At 74.2% G+C, this 16,778-nt stretch carries 14 protein-coding genes and 1 tRNA gene; 9 read left to right on the top strand and 6 right to left on the bottom strand.

Annotation, left to right across the window (positions count from 1 at the left end; translation table 11 throughout):
* Positions 1 to 11 precede the first annotated feature (11 nt).
* Entirely contained in the window at positions 12 to 2,198 is a 2,187-nt protein-coding gene (locus tag RF640_RS10550) for an ATP-dependent DNA helicase RecQ (RefSeq protein WP_368827768.1), read from the bottom strand.
* A 596-nt stretch (positions 2,199 to 2,794) separates the two neighbouring features.
* Positions 2,795 to 4,591 (bottom strand): AMP-binding protein, encoded by a 1,797-nt coding sequence (locus RF640_RS10545; RefSeq protein WP_368827766.1) that lies wholly within the window; start codon positions 4,589 to 4,591, stop codon positions 2,795 to 2,797.
* Between the two features lie 160 nt (positions 4,592 to 4,751).
* Between RF640_RS10545 and RF640_RS10540 the strand changes: the two genes are divergently transcribed.
* Entirely contained in the window at positions 4,752 to 6,278 is a 1,527-nt protein-coding gene (locus RF640_RS10540; protein WP_368827764.1) for an MFS transporter, read from the top strand.
* Positions 6,279 to 6,287: 9 nt separating this feature from the next.
* On the opposite strand, the gene RF640_RS10535 is transcribed toward RF640_RS10540, so the two are convergent.
* Entirely contained in the window at positions 6,288 to 7,580 is a 1,293-nt protein-coding gene (locus RF640_RS10535) for a DUF2254 domain-containing protein (protein WP_095650882.1), read from the bottom strand.
* A 120-nt stretch (positions 7,581 to 7,700) separates the two neighbouring features.
* Between RF640_RS10535 and pstS the strand changes: the two genes are divergently transcribed.
* Entirely contained in the window at positions 7,701 to 8,849 is a 1,149-nt protein-coding gene (gene pstS / locus RF640_RS10530; RefSeq protein WP_052132873.1) for a phosphate ABC transporter substrate-binding protein PstS, read from the top strand.
* Positions 8,850 to 8,872: 23 nt separating this feature from the next.
* Entirely contained in the window at positions 8,873 to 9,955 is a 1,083-nt protein-coding gene (locus RF640_RS10525) for an ArsO family NAD(P)H-dependent flavin-containing monooxygenase (RefSeq protein WP_095650881.1), read from the top strand.
* Here RF640_RS10525 and RF640_RS10520 read toward each other — a convergent pair.
* Positions 9,952 to 10,176, bottom strand: a complete 225-nt coding sequence (locus RF640_RS10520; protein ID WP_017832004.1) for a hypothetical protein — start codon at positions 10,174 to 10,176, stop codon at positions 9,952 to 9,954. The two genes, RF640_RS10525 and RF640_RS10520, sit on opposite strands and share 4 nt — an antisense overlap.
* Positions 10,177 to 10,338: 162 nt before the next feature.
* Between RF640_RS10520 and RF640_RS10515 the strand changes: the two genes are divergently transcribed.
* Positions 10,339 to 10,593, top strand: a complete 255-nt coding sequence (locus RF640_RS10515) for a hypothetical protein (RefSeq protein ID WP_017832005.1) — start codon at positions 10,339 to 10,341, stop codon at positions 10,591 to 10,593.
* Between the two features lie 165 nt (positions 10,594 to 10,758).
* Entirely contained in the window at positions 10,759 to 11,043 is a 285-nt protein-coding gene (locus tag RF640_RS10510; protein ID WP_017832006.1) for a hypothetical protein, read from the top strand.
* Positions 11,044 to 11,152: 109 nt separating this feature from the next.
* Here the strand turns inward: RF640_RS10510 and RF640_RS10505 are convergent.
* Positions 11,153 to 11,225, bottom strand: a tRNA-Lys gene (locus tag RF640_RS10505).
* Between the two features lie 134 nt (positions 11,226 to 11,359).
* Here RF640_RS10505 and glsA point away from each other — a divergent pair.
* The 4 genes from glsA to RF640_RS10485 all read left to right on the top strand — a co-directional run bounded on the left by glsA (position 11,360) and on the right by RF640_RS10485 (position 15,846).
* Complete coding sequence (gene glsA / locus RF640_RS10500) at positions 11,360 to 13,231, top strand: glutaminase A (RefSeq protein ID WP_017832007.1); 1,872 nt, start codon at positions 11,360 to 11,362, stop codon at positions 13,229 to 13,231.
* 43 nt (positions 13,232 to 13,274) lie between these two features.
* Positions 13,275 to 13,919 (top strand): hypothetical protein, encoded by a 645-nt coding sequence (locus RF640_RS10495; protein ID WP_017832008.1) that lies wholly within the window; start codon positions 13,275 to 13,277, stop codon positions 13,917 to 13,919.
* A 291-nt stretch (positions 13,920 to 14,210) separates the two neighbouring features.
* The gene (locus tag RF640_RS10490; protein ID WP_095650880.1) at positions 14,211 to 14,825 is read left to right on the top strand and encodes a DUF47 domain-containing protein; all 615 of its coding nucleotides are present in this window, start codon (positions 14,211 to 14,213) and stop codon (positions 14,823 to 14,825) included.
* A gap of 4 nt (positions 14,826 to 14,829) precedes the next feature.
* Complete coding sequence (locus RF640_RS10485; RefSeq protein WP_109222213.1) at positions 14,830 to 15,846, top strand: inorganic phosphate transporter; 1,017 nt, start codon at positions 14,830 to 14,832, stop codon at positions 15,844 to 15,846.
* A gap of 139 nt (positions 15,847 to 15,985) precedes the next feature.
* On the opposite strand, the gene pstB is transcribed toward RF640_RS10485, so the two are convergent.
* Positions 15,986 to 16,765, bottom strand: coding sequence for a phosphate ABC transporter ATP-binding protein PstB (pstB, locus tag RF640_RS10480; protein WP_095650878.1), 780 nt, complete (start codon positions 16,763 to 16,765; stop codon positions 15,986 to 15,988).
* Positions 16,766 to 16,778 lie beyond the last annotated feature (13 nt).

Raw genomic sequence — 16,778 nt, 5'->3', positions numbered from 1 at the left:
TCTGCAGCGCCTCAGCCCTGGGAGGCCAGGACGAACGGCAGCACGGGCCCGGAGCCGGCCCGGCGCAGCGCGCGGGCGGCCACGGCGAGCGTCCAGCGGCTGTCCACGAGGTCGTCGACCAGCAGCACCGGGCGCCCCCCGAGCCGGTCCAGCCCCTCCGCGAGCTCGGGGGGCACCCGGAACTTCTCCCACAGGGCCGCGAGGCGGTACGCGCTGTTGCCGCCGTGCCCGCCGGACGGGAAGCCCTCGGGGACCTCGAGCTCCCCCAGATAGGGCAGGTGCCCGACCTCGGCCATGCCCTCCGCCAGGGAGGGCACGAGCCGGGGGCGCGAGCGGGACGGGATCGAGACGACGGCCGCGGGCCGGTCCGACCAGCGCCACTCGGCGAGCACCTGGACGCACGCCCGGCCGAGGGCGGGGTCCACCGGTCCGTCGACCGGCGCGCCCTCCTCGTCGGTGCGGAACACCTCGCGCAGCCGGTTGCCCCAGCCGAGGTCCGTGAGCCGGGCGAGTGCCCGGCCCTCGGCGCAGCGCTCCTCCTCGGGGATCCGGCCCTTGACCTCGACCCCGAGGCGCGGCATCCCGGTGGGCCACTGGGCGCGCGGCTCCACCACGACGCCCACGCGGGTCAGGGCGGCGCCCGCGGAGTCGGTGGCGGACTCGTCGACGGTCGTGGGGTACCAGGGGCCGGCGCAGCTGTCGCAGCGCCCGCAGGGCTCGGCCGTGGCGTCGTCGAGCTGCCGGGCGAGGAACTCCATGCGGCACCCGGTGGTGCGCTCGTACTCGAGCATGGCGTTCTGCTCGGCCACCCGTGCCGCGGCGATCCGACCGTAGCGCTCGGCGTCGTAGCGCCACGGCACGCCCGTGCTCTGCCAGCCACCTTGCACGCGCTCCACCGCGCCCTCGACGGCGAGCACCTTCAGGAGCAGCTCGAGCGGGCTGCGCCGGACGTCCACGCGGGACTCCAGCACGGCCACGGACAGGGCGCCGCCCGCGGCCCCCAGCTCGTCCAGGACGGCGGCGGCCTTCTGCTCGGTGGGCATCGACGAGGTGGCGAAGTACTCCCAGATCCGGCGGTCCTCGGTGCCCGGCAGCAGCAGGACGTCCGCGTTGTCCGTGGCGCGGCCCGCACGGCCCACCTGCTGGTAGTAGGCCACGGGCGAGGACGGCGCCCCCAGGTGCACCACGAAGCCGAGGTCCGGCTTGTCGAAGCCCATGCCGAGCGCGGAGGTGGCCACGAGGGCCTTGACCCTGTTCTCCTTGAGGGCGGCCTCGAGCTCCTCGCGCTCGCCCTGGTCGGTGCGCCCGGTGTAGGCGCGCACGGGGATCCCGGCGTCGGCGAGCGCCTGGGCCGTGTCCTCGGCGGCCCCCACGGTCAGCGCGTAGATGATCCCGCTGCCCGGGAGGGACCCGACGTGCTCGAGCAGCCAGGCGAGGCGGGCCGTGGCCGAGGGCAGGTCCAGCACGCCGAGGCGCAGGGACGCCCGGGAGAGCGGGCCGCGGAGGGTGAAGACCTCCCCCGTGCTGCTGCCGCCGGGCCGCACGCCCAGCTGCTCCTCGACGTCGGCGACCACGCGCTCGTTCGCGGTGGCGGTCGTGGCCAGGACGGGGACCTGCTCCGGGAGCCGGGCGATGAGGTCGCGGATGCGCCGGTAGTCGGGGCGGAAGTCGTGGCCCCAGTCGGAGATGCAGTGCGCCTCGTCCACCACGAGCAGCCCGAGCCGGGCGACCAGCTGCGGCAGCTGCTGCTCGCGGAACACGGGGTTGTTGAGCCGCTCCGGGGAGACCAGCAGGACGTCGAGCTCGTCGGCCTCCAGCTGCGCGGCGATCTGCCCCCACTCGGTGGCGTTGGCGGAGTTGATGGCCGCCGCCCGGACCCCCGCGCGGGCGGCGGCGGAGACCTGGTCCCGCATGAGGGCCAGCAGCGGGGAGACGATCAGGGTGGGCCCGCGGCCCCGGGCCCGCAGGAGCAGGGCGGAGAGGAAGTAGACCGCGGACTTGCCCCAGCCGGTCCGCTGCACCACCAGGGCCCGCCGGCCGCGCCCCACGAGGGCCTCGACCGCCTCGAACTGCCCGGGGTGGAAGGCGGCGTCCGGCCGGCCGGTGAGCGCGCGCAGCAGGTGGAGCGCGTCCTCGTGCAGGGCCGGGTCCGGCGCGGTGTCGTGGTCGGCGATGTCGTGGGCCGGGGAAGTCGTCATGGCCCCAGTCTTCCAGGGCCCCCCGACGCCGCCCGACCGGAGGGCGGGGCGTGCAGTGGCGACGGGGCCCGGACAGAGCGATGCGCCCGCTGCCCATCCGTCGAACGGATGGCCCCCGCAGCGGGCGCATCGACCGGCCTGACGGCCGGTGGCGAGCAGAGACTCGCCTGGCGGGAGTACCGCCCCCCAGCGGTGCTCCCATTCGGTTCACCCCCCGATGAACCGGTTGCACCGGCACCCCCCGATGCCTGCGTGCACGCGGCCCATCCCCCGATGAACCGCAGTCGATCCGCCCCCCGGCGGATCGGTTGGTTCCGCCCCATCGGGTGAACCAATTGGCACCATGGTGGCAGGGTTTCTGTGACCTGTCACGGACCGTGAAGTCACATTCGATCCGGGGGACACTCAAACAGATTCATCTATTTGCACTAGTCAACAGAGGGTTCTGTGGCGGCTTTTCGCTACCGGTGGGTATTCGGGGGGCGGCGGGCGTGGCACGAAGTGGGGACATCCGGGGCCCTCGGCGTCCCCCGTTGGGCGCACGCCGGGCGCCGTGCGCGGCGTCACATTGCAGGACCGCGTCCCGGGCACGGCGCTCAGCCGCGCAGCCCCGGGAAGTCGGCCTCCGTGTACTCGACGCCGTACCCGTCGGCCCCGGGCGCCGCGGGGCCGGAGCGGTCCGCGGCCTCCTCCCGCTCGCGCAGCACCACCCGGCGGATCTTGCCGGAGATGGTCTTGGGCAGGTCCGTGAACTCCACCCGGCGCACCCGCTTGTAGGGGGCGAGGTTCTCCCGGGCGAAGCGCAGGATCTCCCCGGCGAGCTCCCGGGTGGGCTCCGCGCCGGCGGCGAGCACCAGGTAGGCCTTCGGCACCGCGTGCCGGACCGGGTCCGGCGCCGGGACCACGGCGGCCTCGGCCACCGCGGGGTGCTCGATGAGCACGGACTCCAGCTCGAACGGGGAGATCCGGTAGTCGGAGGCCTTGAACACGTCGTCGGTGCGGCCCACGTACGTGTAGACGCCGTGCTCGTCGCGGCGGGCGATGTCGCGCGTGTGGTACCAGCCGTCCTTGACGACCTCGGCCGTGCGCTCGGGCTCGTCGATGTAGCCGGCCATGATCCCGGGCGGGTCGTCGTCGACCTTCAGGCAGATCTCCCCCTCCTCGGCGGGTGCGCCCGTCTGCGGGTCGAAGAGGTCGACGACGAAGCCCGGCAGGGGCCGGCCCATGGCCCCCGGCACCACCGGCTGCCCGGGGGTGTTGGCGATCTGCAGCGTGGTCTCCGTCTGCCCGTAGCCGTCCCGGATGGTCACGCCCCAGGCGTCCTGCACCCGGCGGATCACCTCGGGGTTGAGCGGCTCGCCGGCGGAGACGGCGGACGTCGGCGGGTCCTGCACGCGGTGCAGGTCCGCCTGGATGAGCATCCGCCACACCGTGGGCGGCGCGCAGAAGCTCGTCACCCCGGCCCGGCCCATCTGCTCCAGGAGACCCGCCGCGTCGAAGCGGGACTGGTTGTGGATGAAAACGGTGGCCTCCGCGATCCACGGGGCGAAGAAGTTGGACCACGAGTGCTTGCCCCATCCCGGCGAGGCGATGTTCAGGTGGACGTCCCCGGGGCGCAGGCCCATCCAGTAGACCGTGGACAGGTGCCCGAAGGAGTAGGAGGCGTGGGTGTGCTCCACGAGCTTGGCCTGGGACGTGGTGCCGGAGGTGAAGTACAGCAGCAGGGGGTCGCGGGAGCGCGTGACGCCCTCCGGGACGAAGACGGCGTCCGCGTCCGCGGCCTGCTCGTACGGGTGCACGGGACGGCCGGGCAGCTGTGCGCGCGCCGCCTCCACCTCCGCGGCGGCACCGACGACGACGAGCTCGTAGTCGCCGTCGACGCCCGCGAACTTGGGGGCGTTGGCGGCGTCCGTGACGACCCACGAGACCTTGCCGCGCTGCACCCGGTCCAGCAGGTCGGCCGGCGGCATCATCACGGCGGTCGGGATCAGGGGCGCGCCCAGCTTCATGCCGGCGAGCTGGGTCTCCCACAGCTCGAGCTGGTTGCCGAGCATGAGCAGCACGCGGTCGCCGCGCCGCACCCCCAGGCCCCGCAGCCAGTTCGCGGTGCGCGCCGAGGACCCGGCGAGCTCCCGGAAGGTCCGCCGGAGCTCCGTGCCGTCCTCCTCGACGATCCACAGCGCGTCCCGGGCCCCGCGCTCCGGGTCCCGGGCGACGTGGTCGAACCAGTCCAGGGCGTAGTTGAAGTGCTCCATCCGGGGCCAGCGGAACTCCTCGCGGGCCCGGTCGTAGTCCTCGCGCAGCGCCAGGACGCGGTCCCGTGCCGCCTCGTACTGCTCGGAGACGCCGGGGGCGGCGTCGGACGTCGCACTGGTGGGGACCGGCTCGGCCATCGGGGACCTCCATGGTTGTCGCTGCGGGCCGGACGGAACCGTCCGGCGGGCCATCCCGTGCAGTCTAGTGCGGCGCCCCTCCCCCGTCCCGGGGGCGGGCCCGGTGCCGGCTCTGGAAGGATGGGGGCCGCACCCCCGCCCGGAAGGAGCCCGTCCCGCCATGCTGTCCCCGGCACCCGACGTCCCGGTCCGCGCCGGCGTCCGCGAGTGGGCCGCCCTCGTGGTCCTGATGCTGCCGGTGCTGCTGATCTCGGTGGACAACACGGTGCTGAACTTCGCGCTGCCGGAGATCTCCCGCGAGCTGCGCCCCACCGGCACGCAGCTGCTGTGGATGGTGGACGCCTATCCGCTGGTGCTCGCCGGGCTGCTCGTGCCCATGGGCGCCCTCGGGGACCGGGTGGGCCGCCGCCGGCTGCTGCTGGTGGGCAGCACGGGCTTCGCGGCGGTGTCCGCACTCGCCGCGTTCGCCCCGACCGGGGAGGCCCTCGTCGCCGCGCGGGCGCTGCTGGGACTCTTCGGCTCGATGCTGATGCCCGCGACCCTGTCCCTGCTGCGCAACATCTTCCACGACCCAACGCAGCGGCGGGCGGCCATCGCGGTGTGGGCCACGGGCTTCTCGGCGGGCGGGATCCTGGGGCCGGTCGTGGGCGGGTTCCTGCTCCAGCACTTCTGGTGGGGCTCCGTGTTCCTCCTCGCGGTCCCGGTGCTGCTGCCGCTCCTGGTCCTGGCGCCGGTGCTGGTGCCGGAGTCCCGCAACCCGGCCCCGGGCCCGGTGGACGTGCCCAGCGCCGCGCTGATCATGACCGCCATGGTGGCGCTGGTCCACGGCATCAAGGACCTCGGCGGCCACGGCCCGTCCGCCGGCGTGCTGGCCGCCGCGGTGCTGGCCGTGACCGCCGGGACGCTGTTCGTGCGCCGCCAGCTGCGCAGCCCGGTGCCGATGCTGGACCTGCGGCTGTTCCGCCACGCCCCGTTCACCGGCGGGCTGCTCAACAACCTGGTGGCCTCGACCACCTTCATCGGCTTCCTGTTCTTCGTCTCCCAGTACCTGCAGCTGGTGGAGGGCCTGCCGCCCCTGGAGGCGGGCCTCGCACTGCTGCCGGGGGCCGTGGTCACGATCGTCTCGGGGCTGCTGGTGGTGCACGTGGTCGGCGTCGTGCCCCCCGCGCTCGTGCTCGGCGGCGGGCTGCTGGTCATGGCCTCGGGCTTCCTGCTCGTCCTGCTCGGGGACCTCTCCGGCGGGGCCGTGCTCGTGGTGGCCCTCGTGGTCATCGGGCTGGGCTCCGGCGCGGCCCAGACGATCGCGGGGGACCTGATCCTCACCGAGGTGGCCCCCGAGCAGGCCGGCGCCGCCTCCGCGATCTCGGAGACCGCCTACGAGCTGGGGGCCGGGCTGGGCGTGGCCGTCCTGGGCACGGCCGTGACCGCGACCTACGCCGCCCGGGTGGCGGTGCCGCCGGGCCTGGACCCCGGGCAGGCCGCCACCGCGTCCGAGACCCTCGGCGGGGCGGTCGACGTCGCCGCGGCCCTCGGCCCGGACGCGTCCGGGGAGCTGCTGGCCTCGTCCGTGGCGGCCTTCGAGGCCGGTGTGCACCTGTCCGCCGGGATCGGCGCCGCCCTGCTGGCCGGGACCGCCGTGGCCGTGGGCCTGCTGCTGCGCCGGGTCCCTCGGCTCCGGCGCCGGTAGCGGATCCGCTCAGTCGGCCGAGCGCAGCCTGACGTGCTGCTCCACCCGGGCGAGGTCCCGGGGGTGGGGTGCGCCCTCGCGGAAGCGGGTGAGCAGGACGTCGACGTGCTCGCGCGCCTGCCGCCGCACGGACGGGTGGACGCTGGCCGCCTCGATCCGGGCGGCGAGGTCCACGAGGGCCAGCAGGACGCTGACGTGCCCGGTGGCGTGCGGGCCGATCTGGTCGAACGGCATGTCCACGATTTCCTCGACCCCCACCGTCCCGTAGCGCAGCCGGTGCACGCCGTCGACCACCACCGTGTTCCCCGGCAGCGGGCGGGCCACGGCGGCGACGATCCCGGACGCGACCTCCTCGACGGCGTTGACCGCGGTGTAGGGGTCGTTGGTGCTCGGGGAGAGGGCGCGCACGGCGAGCTCCACGACCTGCTGCTCCGCGAAGCGGACGTCCTGGAGCGCCGAGCGCGAGTCGCCCACCCGCACGCAGCGCCGCAGCCGGTCCGCCAGCTCCCCGGCCCGGTGCGCGGGCCACACCCGGACCAGCGGCTCCTCCGCCAGGACGTGGTCGCCCACCCGCGGCACGAGCTCGAGGACGACGTCACCGGCCGCGGCGTGGTCCCGGAGCCGTTCGTAGTCGACGCCGACGACGTAGCCCACGCTGCCCGCACGGACCTCTCCCCCGCCGCTGCGACGCCCCGCGGTCCGGACCAGCTCCTCCGGCGTCTCCTCCGGGTGCCACCGCTCGATCACGTCCAGCAGGCGCCGGCGCGCGCCGTGGACGAGGGTGTCCACCTGCACGGAGTCCGCGATGTGGTGGATGAAGTAGACGATCAGGGCGACGTCCGCGACCGCCAGCAGCACGCCGAGGTTGACCGCCAGGTGCGGGACGAACGGCTGGGCGAGGTCGTCGGAGGCCGAGCGGATCGTGCGCAGGACCAGCAGCGCGTAGATGAAGGTGGACACGAGCACGCCCAGCACCACCTGGTTGCCGCGGTCCGCCATGAAGTTGCGCACCAGCCGGGGCCCGTACGTGGAGCTGGCCGTGGCGATCACCGAGATGGTGATGGAGAAGGCGGTGGCGGCCACGCCCAGCATCGATCCGCCGATCGCGGAGAGCATCGACCGGGACCCGTCGATGCCGACGGCGTAGACCCACGCGATCCACGGGGAGTCCAGGTCCTCGGGCAGCCACCGGTCGACGGCCACCACGGACTGGGCCAGGACGACGGCGGCGAGAACGCACACGGCGGGCACGAACCAGAACCTGTCGAACACCCGGCGCCACGAGCCGGAGAGCTTGTCCATGCGCCCACCCTAGACCTGCCCCTCCCGGCGGTGGCGGTAGGCTGGGCGCCCGGACCCGCACACCCGCGGACGCGCCACCTCCCTGACGCCCCACCTGACCGCCCTCGAGGAGACCTCCCCATGCTCAACGCTTCGCGACCGCGCCGACGGAACAGGACCGGCCGTGCGCTGCGGGCCGGCGCGGCCCCGGCCCTGGTCCTGGCCCTGGCGGCGCTGACCGGGTGCGGCTCGGACTACCCCCTCGGCGAGGAGCAGCGCCGCGCCGCGGAAGAGGGCGGCTCGGACCTGTCCGGGATCCTCACCGGGGTGGGCTCCTCGGCGCAGAACGCCGCCATGCTGACGTGGCGGAGCGGCTTCGAGTCGATGCACCCGGACGCGCAGGTGCAGTACCTCTCCGCGGGTTCCGGGGCGGGGCGCAGCGCGCTCGTGGGGGGCGGCACCGACTTCGCCGGCTCGGACGCCTACCTGGACGAGGAGGAGCAGGCCGAGGTCCGGGACTTCTGCGGCCCCGGTGGCGCCCTGAACATCCCCGTCTACATCTCCCCGATCAGCGTGGCCTTCAACCTCCCCGGCATCCAGGAGCTCGACCTCGACGCCGCGACCATCGCGGGCATCTTCCGCCACGAGATCACCCGGTGGGACGACCCGGCCATCGCCGCCCAGAACTCCGGCGTGGAGCTGCCCGACCTGCCGATCACGCCCATCGCCCGCGCGGACGACTCGGGGACGACCGAGAACTTCACCGACTACCTGCACTCGGTGGTCCCCGAGGTGTGGACGGACGAGGAGGACGGCGGCTGGCCGGCGGGGCTGCCCACGGAGCGCTCCCAGGGCAACGCCGGGGTGGTGAGCCTCACGGCCGAGACCGAGGGCGCCGTCACCTACGCGGACGACTCGCTCGTGGACGACTCCCTCGGCAAGGCCCGGGTGAAGGTGGGCTCCGAGTACGTGGCCGTGTCCGGCGAGGCGGCCGGCACCGCGGTCGGCGAGGCCTCCCGGGTGGAGGGCACCGGCCGGCACGACATCGCCCTCGAGCTGGACCGCGAGCCGGACGCGCCCGGGGCCTATCCGGTGGTCCTCGTCTCCTACCACATCTACTGCAGCAGCTACGGGGACCCGGAGGTCCTCGAGCTGGCCAAGGAGTTCGGGCACTACGTGGTCAGCGAGGAGGGCCAGCAGGCCTCCTCGGAGGCCGTCAAGAGCGCCCCGCTGCCGGAGAACCTGACCGCCGAGGCGCAGGCCGCCCTCGACTCGATCACCCTCCGCTGACCGGCCGGGACGGGAGCACGGACGTGGGCGAGGTCCTCGACGTCGCCGTGGTGGGCGCCGGGCAGGCCGGACTGGCCGTGGGCTACCACCTCCGGCGCACCGGCCTGTCCTTCGCGCTCCTCGACGAGCAGGAGGCGCCGGGCGGGGCGTGGCGGCACGTCTGGCCGTCGCTGCGGCTGTTCTCCCCCGCCGCGTACTCGTCCCTGCCCGGGCACCCGATGCCGGACACGGCCGGGGCGGCCCCGGACGCCGCGCACGTGGTCGACTACCTGTACCGGTACGAGGAGCGCTACGGGCTGCCCGTCCGGCGACCGGTCCGGGTGCGGGCCGTGCACCGTGACGGGGCGGGGTTCCGCCTGGTGACGGACGACGGCGAGCTGCGGACGCGCGCCGTCGTGAGCGCCACCGGCACGTGGTCGCAGCCGTTCCGGCCTGCCCTCCCCGGGCAGCGGGAGTACCGCGGCGAGCAGGTGCACAGCGCCCACTACGAGGGGCCGGCGCGGTACCGCGGCCGCCGCGTGCTCGTGGTCGGCGGGGCGAACTCGGGGGCGCAGATCGCCGCCGAGCTCGCCGAGGTGTGCGAGCTGACGTGGTGCACCAACGCCCCGCCCCGCTACCTCCCCGACGAGGTCGACGGGCGCGAGCTGTTCCGCGTGGCCACGCTGCGCGCGCAGGCCCTCGCCGCGGGCCGGCCGGATCCCGGCGGGGTGGCGAGCCTCGGCGACGTGGTGGCCGTTCCCTCCGTGCGCCGCGCCCGCGACGCCGGGGTGCTCGACCCCCGGCCGATGTTCACGCGCTTCACCGCGCACGGCGTGGTCATGACGGACGGCCGGGAGCAGCCCGTGGACGCCGTCGTGTGGTGCACCGGGTTCCGCCCGGCCCTCCGGCACCTGCGGCCCCTGCACCTGCGGGAGGACGACGGGCGGATCCGCACCGAGGGAACGGCCTCCACCCGGGTGCCCGGCCTGTACCTCGTGGGGTACGGGGACTGGACGGGTCCGGGATCGGCAACCCTCGTCGGTGTCGGCCGCTCGGCGCGGGACACGGTCGCGGCGGTGCGGAAGCGGCTCGCCGGCGGCTGGGACCAGCGCGCGGCCGCCCCCTAGACCGGGTCGTCGGGTCCGAGGTCCTCCGGTCGCCGGTCGCGCCGGACGAAGCGGACCACCCGGACGGCGATCACCCCGGCCCAGAGCAGCAGCAGCACGAACACGAAGGCGCTGAACACCCCATCCTCCGAGGACCAGGTGAGCAGCTGGCCCGCGAGCAGCAGCACCGCGGTCGCGGAGAGCAGGATCAGCGCGGTGCGCTCGCTGCTTCGCTCGGACATGGCGGCTCCTGCCGGTCGGCGTCCTGGTCCCCGGATCCTCGCACATCCCGGACGGGTGCGTCCTGCGGGGCTCCGGTCCGGGAACGTCATCCGCCGCCCTTCCCCCGACACTGCGGGCCGTCGGGCTACCGTGGAGAGGTCCCCGACAGAGAGGCTCCCCCGATGCGCCGCACCGTTCCCGCCGTGGCCCTGCTCGCGCTGACGCTGACCGGGTGCGACGACCGGCCGGAGGAGGTGGCGAGCACCCCCGGTGCCTCCCCCACCTCCTTCAGTCCTCCTCCCCCGGTCACCGCCACGCCGACCCCGACGCCCGACGGCCTGCCCACGGATCCGGGCACCGGGTCCGCGGCTCCGGCCCCGGACCCGCCCGGCCCCGAGTCGGTCCCCACTCCCTCCGAGCAGCTCGACGGGCCGTAGCACGGCCCGGGCGGGAGGACGCCGGCGTCCGGCCGGACAAAAGTGCAGGGGATGCCGACGGATGTCCACACCTCGATCCCTCGGCGACACGCGCGGGCCACGGGTGCCCCCGGGCTCTCACATGCATAAACATGGGCATACCCCCTCTCCCTGGAAGGTTCCCCCATGTACGAGAACACCGCTCTCGTTCCCCGCCCCCGCTGGGCCACCCATCAGGAGCTGACCGACCCCGAGACGGTCACCAACTCGCGGGAGCTGCCCGCCCGGTCCCTCGCCGGCCCGTCGGCGGTCGCGCTCCTGGAGACCTGGGAGGTCATCACCACCGCGGACGGCTCCTACGCCCACCGTGACGGGCTCGTCCTGCACATCGGCCACGAGGCGTGGACCGTGGAGCAGGCCAGGGCCCTGCACGACCGCATCGGCGAGGCCCTCGCCCTGCTCGACCAGTAGCACCACCGGCGCCGCCGGGCGCCCCCCGCGCACCGGGTCGCCCGCCGCGGGGGAGCAGAGAACCCCACCGGCCCCGGGCGCACCGGGAGCGATGGGGTTCTGTCGCGGGTGGGCCCCGTGGGGCTCGAACCCACGACCCATGGATTAAAAGTCCACTGCTCTACCAGCTGAGCTAGAGGCCCGTGCTCCACCGGCGAGCGCGGGGCGGCCGGTCCGGAGCGGGCACCACTCTACCGCACGGTCCCCCCGGGAGCCGGACGCCTAGAGTGGTGGGCAGTCCCGTGCCACCCATGCCGATTCGACCGGAGGACCGACCGTGCCGCACCCGAGCACCGAGGAAGAAGCACGCACGGAGACGGAGCTCTTCGGTCCGTCGGCCGTCACCGAGTACCTCGAGCAGGTGGTGGAGCAGCTGCGGGACGTCCGCGGCGGCGAGCCCAGCTCCTCCATCCCCGCCCTGGCCCAGGCCGACACCGAGCGCTTCGGCGTCGTCATCGCCACCGCGGACGGCCACGTGTACGAGGCCGGCAGCACCCGGGACGAGTTCAGCATCCAGTCGATCTCCAAGGCGTTCACCTACGCGCTCGCCGTGTCCGACCTCGGGGCGGAGGCGGTGCACGCGAAGATGGACGTGGAGCCGAGCGGGGACGCCTACAACGAGATCTCCCTCCAGCCCGGCACGGGACGCCCCGCCAACCCGATGATCAACGCCGGTGCGATCGCCTCCACGTGGCTCGTCCCCGACAGCGACCGCGACCTGCGCCGGGACCGGATCCGCGAGGCCTACTCGCGGTGCGCGGGCCGGGACCTGGCGATCAGTCCCGAGGTCCTCGCCCAGGAGCACGCCGCCGGGGACCGCAACCGCGCCCTCGGCTACCTCCTGGCCTCCGCCGGGATCATCGAGGGGGACCCGACCCAGGCCCTCGAGGACTACTTCGCCCAGTGCTCGGTGCTGATCACGTGCCGCGACCTCGCCCTGATGGGCGCGACCCTCGCCAACGGCGGCACCAACCCGCTGACCGGGGACGAGGTCTTCGACGTCGACACGGTCTCCCGGGTGCTGTCCGTGATGAGCTCCTGCGGCATGTACGACGACGCCGGCGAGTGGATGGTCCGGGTGGGCCTGCCCGCGAAGTCAGGGGTGGGCGGCGGCATCATCGCCGTCCTGCCCGGGGAGCTGGCCGTGGCGACCTTCTCCCCTGCGCTGGACCGGCACGGCAACAGCGTGCGCGGGGTGCTCGCCTGCGAGCGGCTCTCCCAGGACCTCGACCTGCACTTCACCCACACCGCCCGCGTGGCCCGCTCCACGGTGCGCGCCAGCTACCCGATCGACCAGTCCCCCTCCCTGGTCCGCCGCAACGCCGAGGCCGAGGCGGTGCTGGCCGACCACGGCAAGGACGCCGTCGTCGTGGAGCTCCAGGGCGACCTGCTGTTCACGGGCACGGAGACCGCGATCCGCACCGTCCGCGACGTCGCCTACGAGGCCTCGTACGTGGTGGTGGACATGCGCCGGGTGGACGTGATCGCGGAGTACGCGATGCCGCTCCTGGCCAAGACCCGGGCCGAGCTGCAGGCGGCGGGCCGCACCGTGGTGGCGGTGGCCACGGACCCGGGCTTCGCCGGCTCCTTCGGGGGCGAACCGCCGCTCGAGGTGTTCCCCAGCCGGGCCGCGGCCATCAAGTGGGTCGAGGACCGGCTGCTCGAGGAGCACGGCGGCCCGGAGTGCACCCCGTCCCGGGTGAAGCCCGTGGAGTCCGAGCTGTTCTCCCGGCTGGACCCCGAGGACGCCCGGGACCTCCGCGCCCGGACCGTCGAGCGGACGTGGGCGGCCGGGGAGAACATCCTGCGCACGGGGCAGAACTTCGCCGGCATCCACCTCATCGTCAGCGGCAGCGTGTCGATGTCCCTGCGCACGCCCACCGGCGAGCGGATCGAGCTGCAGGTCCTCGGCCCGGGGATGAGCTTCGGGGAGCTGGCCCTCGGCACCGGGAACAAGCAGCACGCGACCCTGAGCGCCGTCACCGACGTCACCGCGCGGGTGCTGCTCCCGCAGGCGCTCGCGGAGCTCGAGCAGGAGGAGCCCGCCCTGGGGCTGCGGCTGTGGAAGGCGCTGGCCCGGGACGGCTTCGAGCAGACCGACCAGCAGTGGCGGGACGCGGCGGTGCACGCCTCGACCAGCGACTGGTGAGCGCTCCGTGGCCCGCCGCGGGCCACGGCCGTACGCTGGACGCATGAGCGACGCGCCCCGCCACCACAAGCCGGTGAAGTTCTCCCCGGAGCAGTTCGAAGCGCACGAGGGCGGCCCCGACCCGGCCCGCGTGTCCGAGGCGGCCCACCTCGCCGCCCACGCCCTGGTCTCCCGCGGGCGCGCCAGCGACGATCCCGAGATCAGCCGGCGGCTCATCGAGCTGACCGACGAGCAGGGCCTGGAGGGGATCGCCGAGATGTGGGCCGAGGCCCCGGCGGTGTCCCTGCCCGGGGCCCTCTGGCGGCTCTACGCCCTGCGGGCGGGGGTGCGCAAGGACCCGGTGCGGATGGGCCGCTACTTCACGGCGGGACGGGGCACCGCGCAGGTCTCGCACGTGGTGGCCGGCGTCGCGGAGCCCCCCGGGGCGGACGAGATCACCTCGATGGCGGACGCGATCCTCTCCGGCGCGTTCAACGGGGAGTTCGACGTCGCCCTGGACCGGTTCGCGGCCTTCTGCCGCGTGATCGCCCTCGGCCGGATCCGGCTGGCGGACACCGGGCAGATGCCGGTCGTGGACCCGGACGCGGCCCGGGCGCCGAGCACCGTGGCCCTCACCCAGCGGCTCGAGCGGACCGCGGAGGAGCTCGAGGCCGCGGCGCACCAGTGGCGCCGCGGCCACCTCGACTGAGCCCCGCCGTCCGGGCGTGCGGAGGTCCCGCCGTGCGGGAGCCCACAGCCGCAGGACTTGGCCCCACGAGCACGTCGACTACCATGGAACCCAGGTGCCGGGCCGCGGCAGCCCCGGGCTCCATCACATAGCCGCCACGAGCGGCCTTCCGCCGAGAGGCGCTCCCGGTCCGGCACCGCCCCCTCCTCCTTCCGGGACCACGGGCCGCCCCCGGGCCGCCCGGCGGCCCCATGTACAGTGGGATCCGCCGTGCTCCGCGGCGCAGGTCACGACGCCCAGGACGGTCAACACATGGCGCTTCGCATCTTCCCGGAGGACGAGCTGGTCCTGGACCTGCTGGCCGACATGTCGGGACAGGTGACGGAGACCGTGCGGCTCCTGTCCGAGCTGATGGGCTCCCCCGAGACGGACACCGCGACCCTCGACGCGATCCGCGAGTGCGAGGCCCGCTCCACCGACCTGTACTTCTCCGTGATGACCACGGTGCGCTCCACGTTCGTGATCCCCATCCCCCGGCAGGACGTCTACATCCTGGGCCACTGGCTCAACAAGGCCGCGGAGGAGCTGCTGGCGGTCGCGGAGGCGCACGTCGCCTACGCCCTCAGCCGGCCGCCCTCCTACGCCACGGACCAGCTCGGGGTGATCGAGCGGATGTCCGAGCTGACCACCCGGGCGATGCGCGACCTCGGCAGCCTCCAGGGGCTGGACGACTACTGGTACGAGATGCTCCGGCTGGGCAAGCAGTCCGAGCGCATCTACCAGCTGCACATGGGCCACCTGCTCGAGAACCACAAGGCGATCCCCGCGATGCGGCGCGAGCGCGCCGTCCGGCGCTTCGCCGGGGCCGCCCGGGCCCTGGTGCGGGTCTCGACCGAGGTGGGCCGCATCGTCGTGGCGGAGTCCTGAGCCCGTGCTGACGGCCCTGACCGTCCTCGGGATCGCCCTGGCCGTGACCCACACCGTCGTCAACGGTTTCCACGACGCCCCCAACGCCCTCGCCCTGCCGGTGCGCTTCCGCGCGCTCACGCCCCGGGTGGGCCTGGTGTTCACCGCCCTCGTCAACGTCGCCGGCGTGTGGGCCGCCGCGTACCTGCTCGCGGACTGGGTCATCACGGGCGTCCCCGTGCCGCACAGCGTGGTGGGCTCCGCGACGATCGTCTGCGCCCTGGTGACCACGATCGGCTGGAACCTGCTCACGTGGCGGTGGGGCATGCCCAGCTCCTCGACCACGGCACTGGCCGGCGGGCTGCTCGGCGCCCTGCTGGGCGCCCGCGCCGTGGGGCTCCCGGCGGTGGACCCGCTCACGGCCACGGCCTTCTACCAGGTCGTCGTGCCCCTGGTGCTGGCGCCGCTGGTCGCCTACGCCGCGGCCTGGGTGCTCGTGGTCCCCCTGCTGCACCTGCTGCGGCACTCGGAGCCGGACGCCACCACGTTCCGCTCCCGGCTCGTCCTGGCCATCGGGGCGGCGGCCGTCTCCTTCGGGCACGGCATCCACCACGGCCGCCGAGCCGTCTGGGTCCTCGCCACGCTGCTGCTGTGCGCCGGCCTCCAGGACCCGCTGGCGGGCGGGGCCGGCCCCTGGCTGTTCCTGCTCGTGGCGACCGGACTGGCCGTGGGCACCCTGTTCGGGGCCTGGCGGATCGCCTACACCCTGTCCTCCCGGATGATCACGACCGACCCGTTCCGCGGCGCGGTGGCCCAGGGCGTGGCCGGGTCCCTGCTGTTCCTGGGCGGGACGCTGATCCCCGTGCCGATGTCCACGTCCCAGACCACGGCCGCCGCGATCCTGGGCGCGGGACGGCAGCAGCGCTTCCACACGGTCAACGTCCGGGTGGTGCGGCGGGTCCTGCTGGTGTGGGTCCTCACCATCCCGGCCTGCGGCGTGCTCTCCGGGACGCTCCTGCTCGCCCTCTCACCGCTGCTCTAGACGCCGCAGCGGCGCCGCCGCGGGCCCCGGGCCGCCGGCCCCGGAGCATTGCCTGCCGGGGCGGGCGCACCGACGACGACGGGCGCCGGTCGCCTCCGCGGAGGTGACCGGCGCCCGTCGTCGTCGGTGCCGGGGCGGCTCAGCCGAAGCGGCCGGAGACGTAGTCCTCCGTCTGCTTCTCCCGGGGGTTGCTGAAGATCTCGGAGGTGGGGCCGTACTCGATGAGCTTGCCCGGCTTGCCGGTGCCCTGGATGTTGAAGAACGCGGTCCGGTCCGAGATCCGCGCGGCCTGCTGCATGTTGTGGGTCACGATCACCACGGTGTAGTCCTGCTTGAGCTCGTTGATCAGGTCCTCGATCGCGAGCGTGGAGATCGGGTCCAGGGCGGAGGCCGGCTCGTCCATGAGGATCACGTCCGGCTTGACCGCGATCGCCCGGGCGATGCACAGGCGCTGCTGCTGGCCGCCGGAGAGGCTCGAGCCGGGCTTGTCGAGGCGGTCCTTGACCTCGTTCCACAGGTTGGCGCCCTGCAGGGAGCTCTCCACGAGCGCGTCGGCGTCACCGCGCGAGATCCGCTTGCTGTTGAGCTTCACGCCCGCGAGCACGTTGTCGCGGATGGACATGGTGGGGAACGGGTTGGGGCGCTGGAAGACCATCCCGATCATGGAGCGCACCACCACGGGGTCCACGCCGGGGCCGTAGAGGTCCTCCCCGTCGAGGAGCACCTGGCCCTCGGCGCGGGCGCCGGGAATGACCTCGTGCATGCGGTTGAGGGTGCGCAGGAAGGTCGACTTGCCGCAGCCGGACGGGCCGATGAACGCGGTCACCGACCGGGCGTCGATCCCCATGCCGACGTCCTCGACGGCCAGGAAGTCGCCGTAGTAGACATTGAGGTGGTCGACGTCGATTCGCTTGGACATGTGTGTTCCTTGC

The organism is Kocuria sp. CPCC 205231, assembly GCF_040980965.1.
In the GTDB taxonomy this organism is placed as follows: domain Bacteria; phylum Actinomycetota; class Actinomycetes; order Actinomycetales; family Micrococcaceae; genus Kocuria; species Kocuria rosea.
This window is presented reverse-complemented; position numbering and strand designations above follow the sequence as displayed.

Coding starts and splice junctions, on each gene's coding strand:
- RF640_RS10535 (WP_095650882.1), bottom strand. CDS start 7,580: ATGGACAAGCTCTCCGGCTCGTGGCGCCGGGTGTTCGACAGGTTCTGG.
- RF640_RS10515 (WP_017832005.1), top strand. CDS start 10,339: ATGCGCCGCACCGTTCCCGCCGTGGCCCTGCTCGCGCTGACGCTGACC.
- RF640_RS10550 (WP_368827768.1), bottom strand. CDS start 2,198: ATGACGACTTCCCCGGCCCACGACATCGCCGACCACGACACCGCGCCG.
- pstB (WP_095650878.1), bottom strand. CDS start 16,765: ATGTCCAAGCGAATCGACGTCGACCACCTCAATGTCTACTACGGCGAC.
- RF640_RS10520 (WP_017832004.1), bottom strand. CDS start 10,176: ATGTCCGAGCGAAGCAGCGAGCGCACCGCGCTGATCCTGCTCTCCGCG.
- pstS (WP_052132873.1), top strand. CDS start 7,701: ATGCTCAACGCTTCGCGACCGCGCCGACGGAACAGGACCGGCCGTGCG.
- RF640_RS10495 (WP_017832008.1), top strand. CDS start 13,275: ATGAGCGACGCGCCCCGCCACCACAAGCCGGTGAAGTTCTCCCCGGAG.
- RF640_RS10510 (WP_017832006.1), top strand. CDS start 10,759: ATGTACGAGAACACCGCTCTCGTTCCCCGCCCCCGCTGGGCCACCCAT.
- RF640_RS10540 (WP_368827764.1), top strand. CDS start 4,752: ATGCTGTCCCCGGCACCCGACGTCCCGGTCCGCGCCGGCGTCCGCGAG.
- RF640_RS10545 (WP_368827766.1), bottom strand. CDS start 4,591: ATGGCCGAGCCGGTCCCCACCAGTGCGACGTCCGACGCCGCCCCCGGC.
- RF640_RS10490 (WP_095650880.1), top strand. CDS start 14,211: ATGGCGCTTCGCATCTTCCCGGAGGACGAGCTGGTCCTGGACCTGCTG.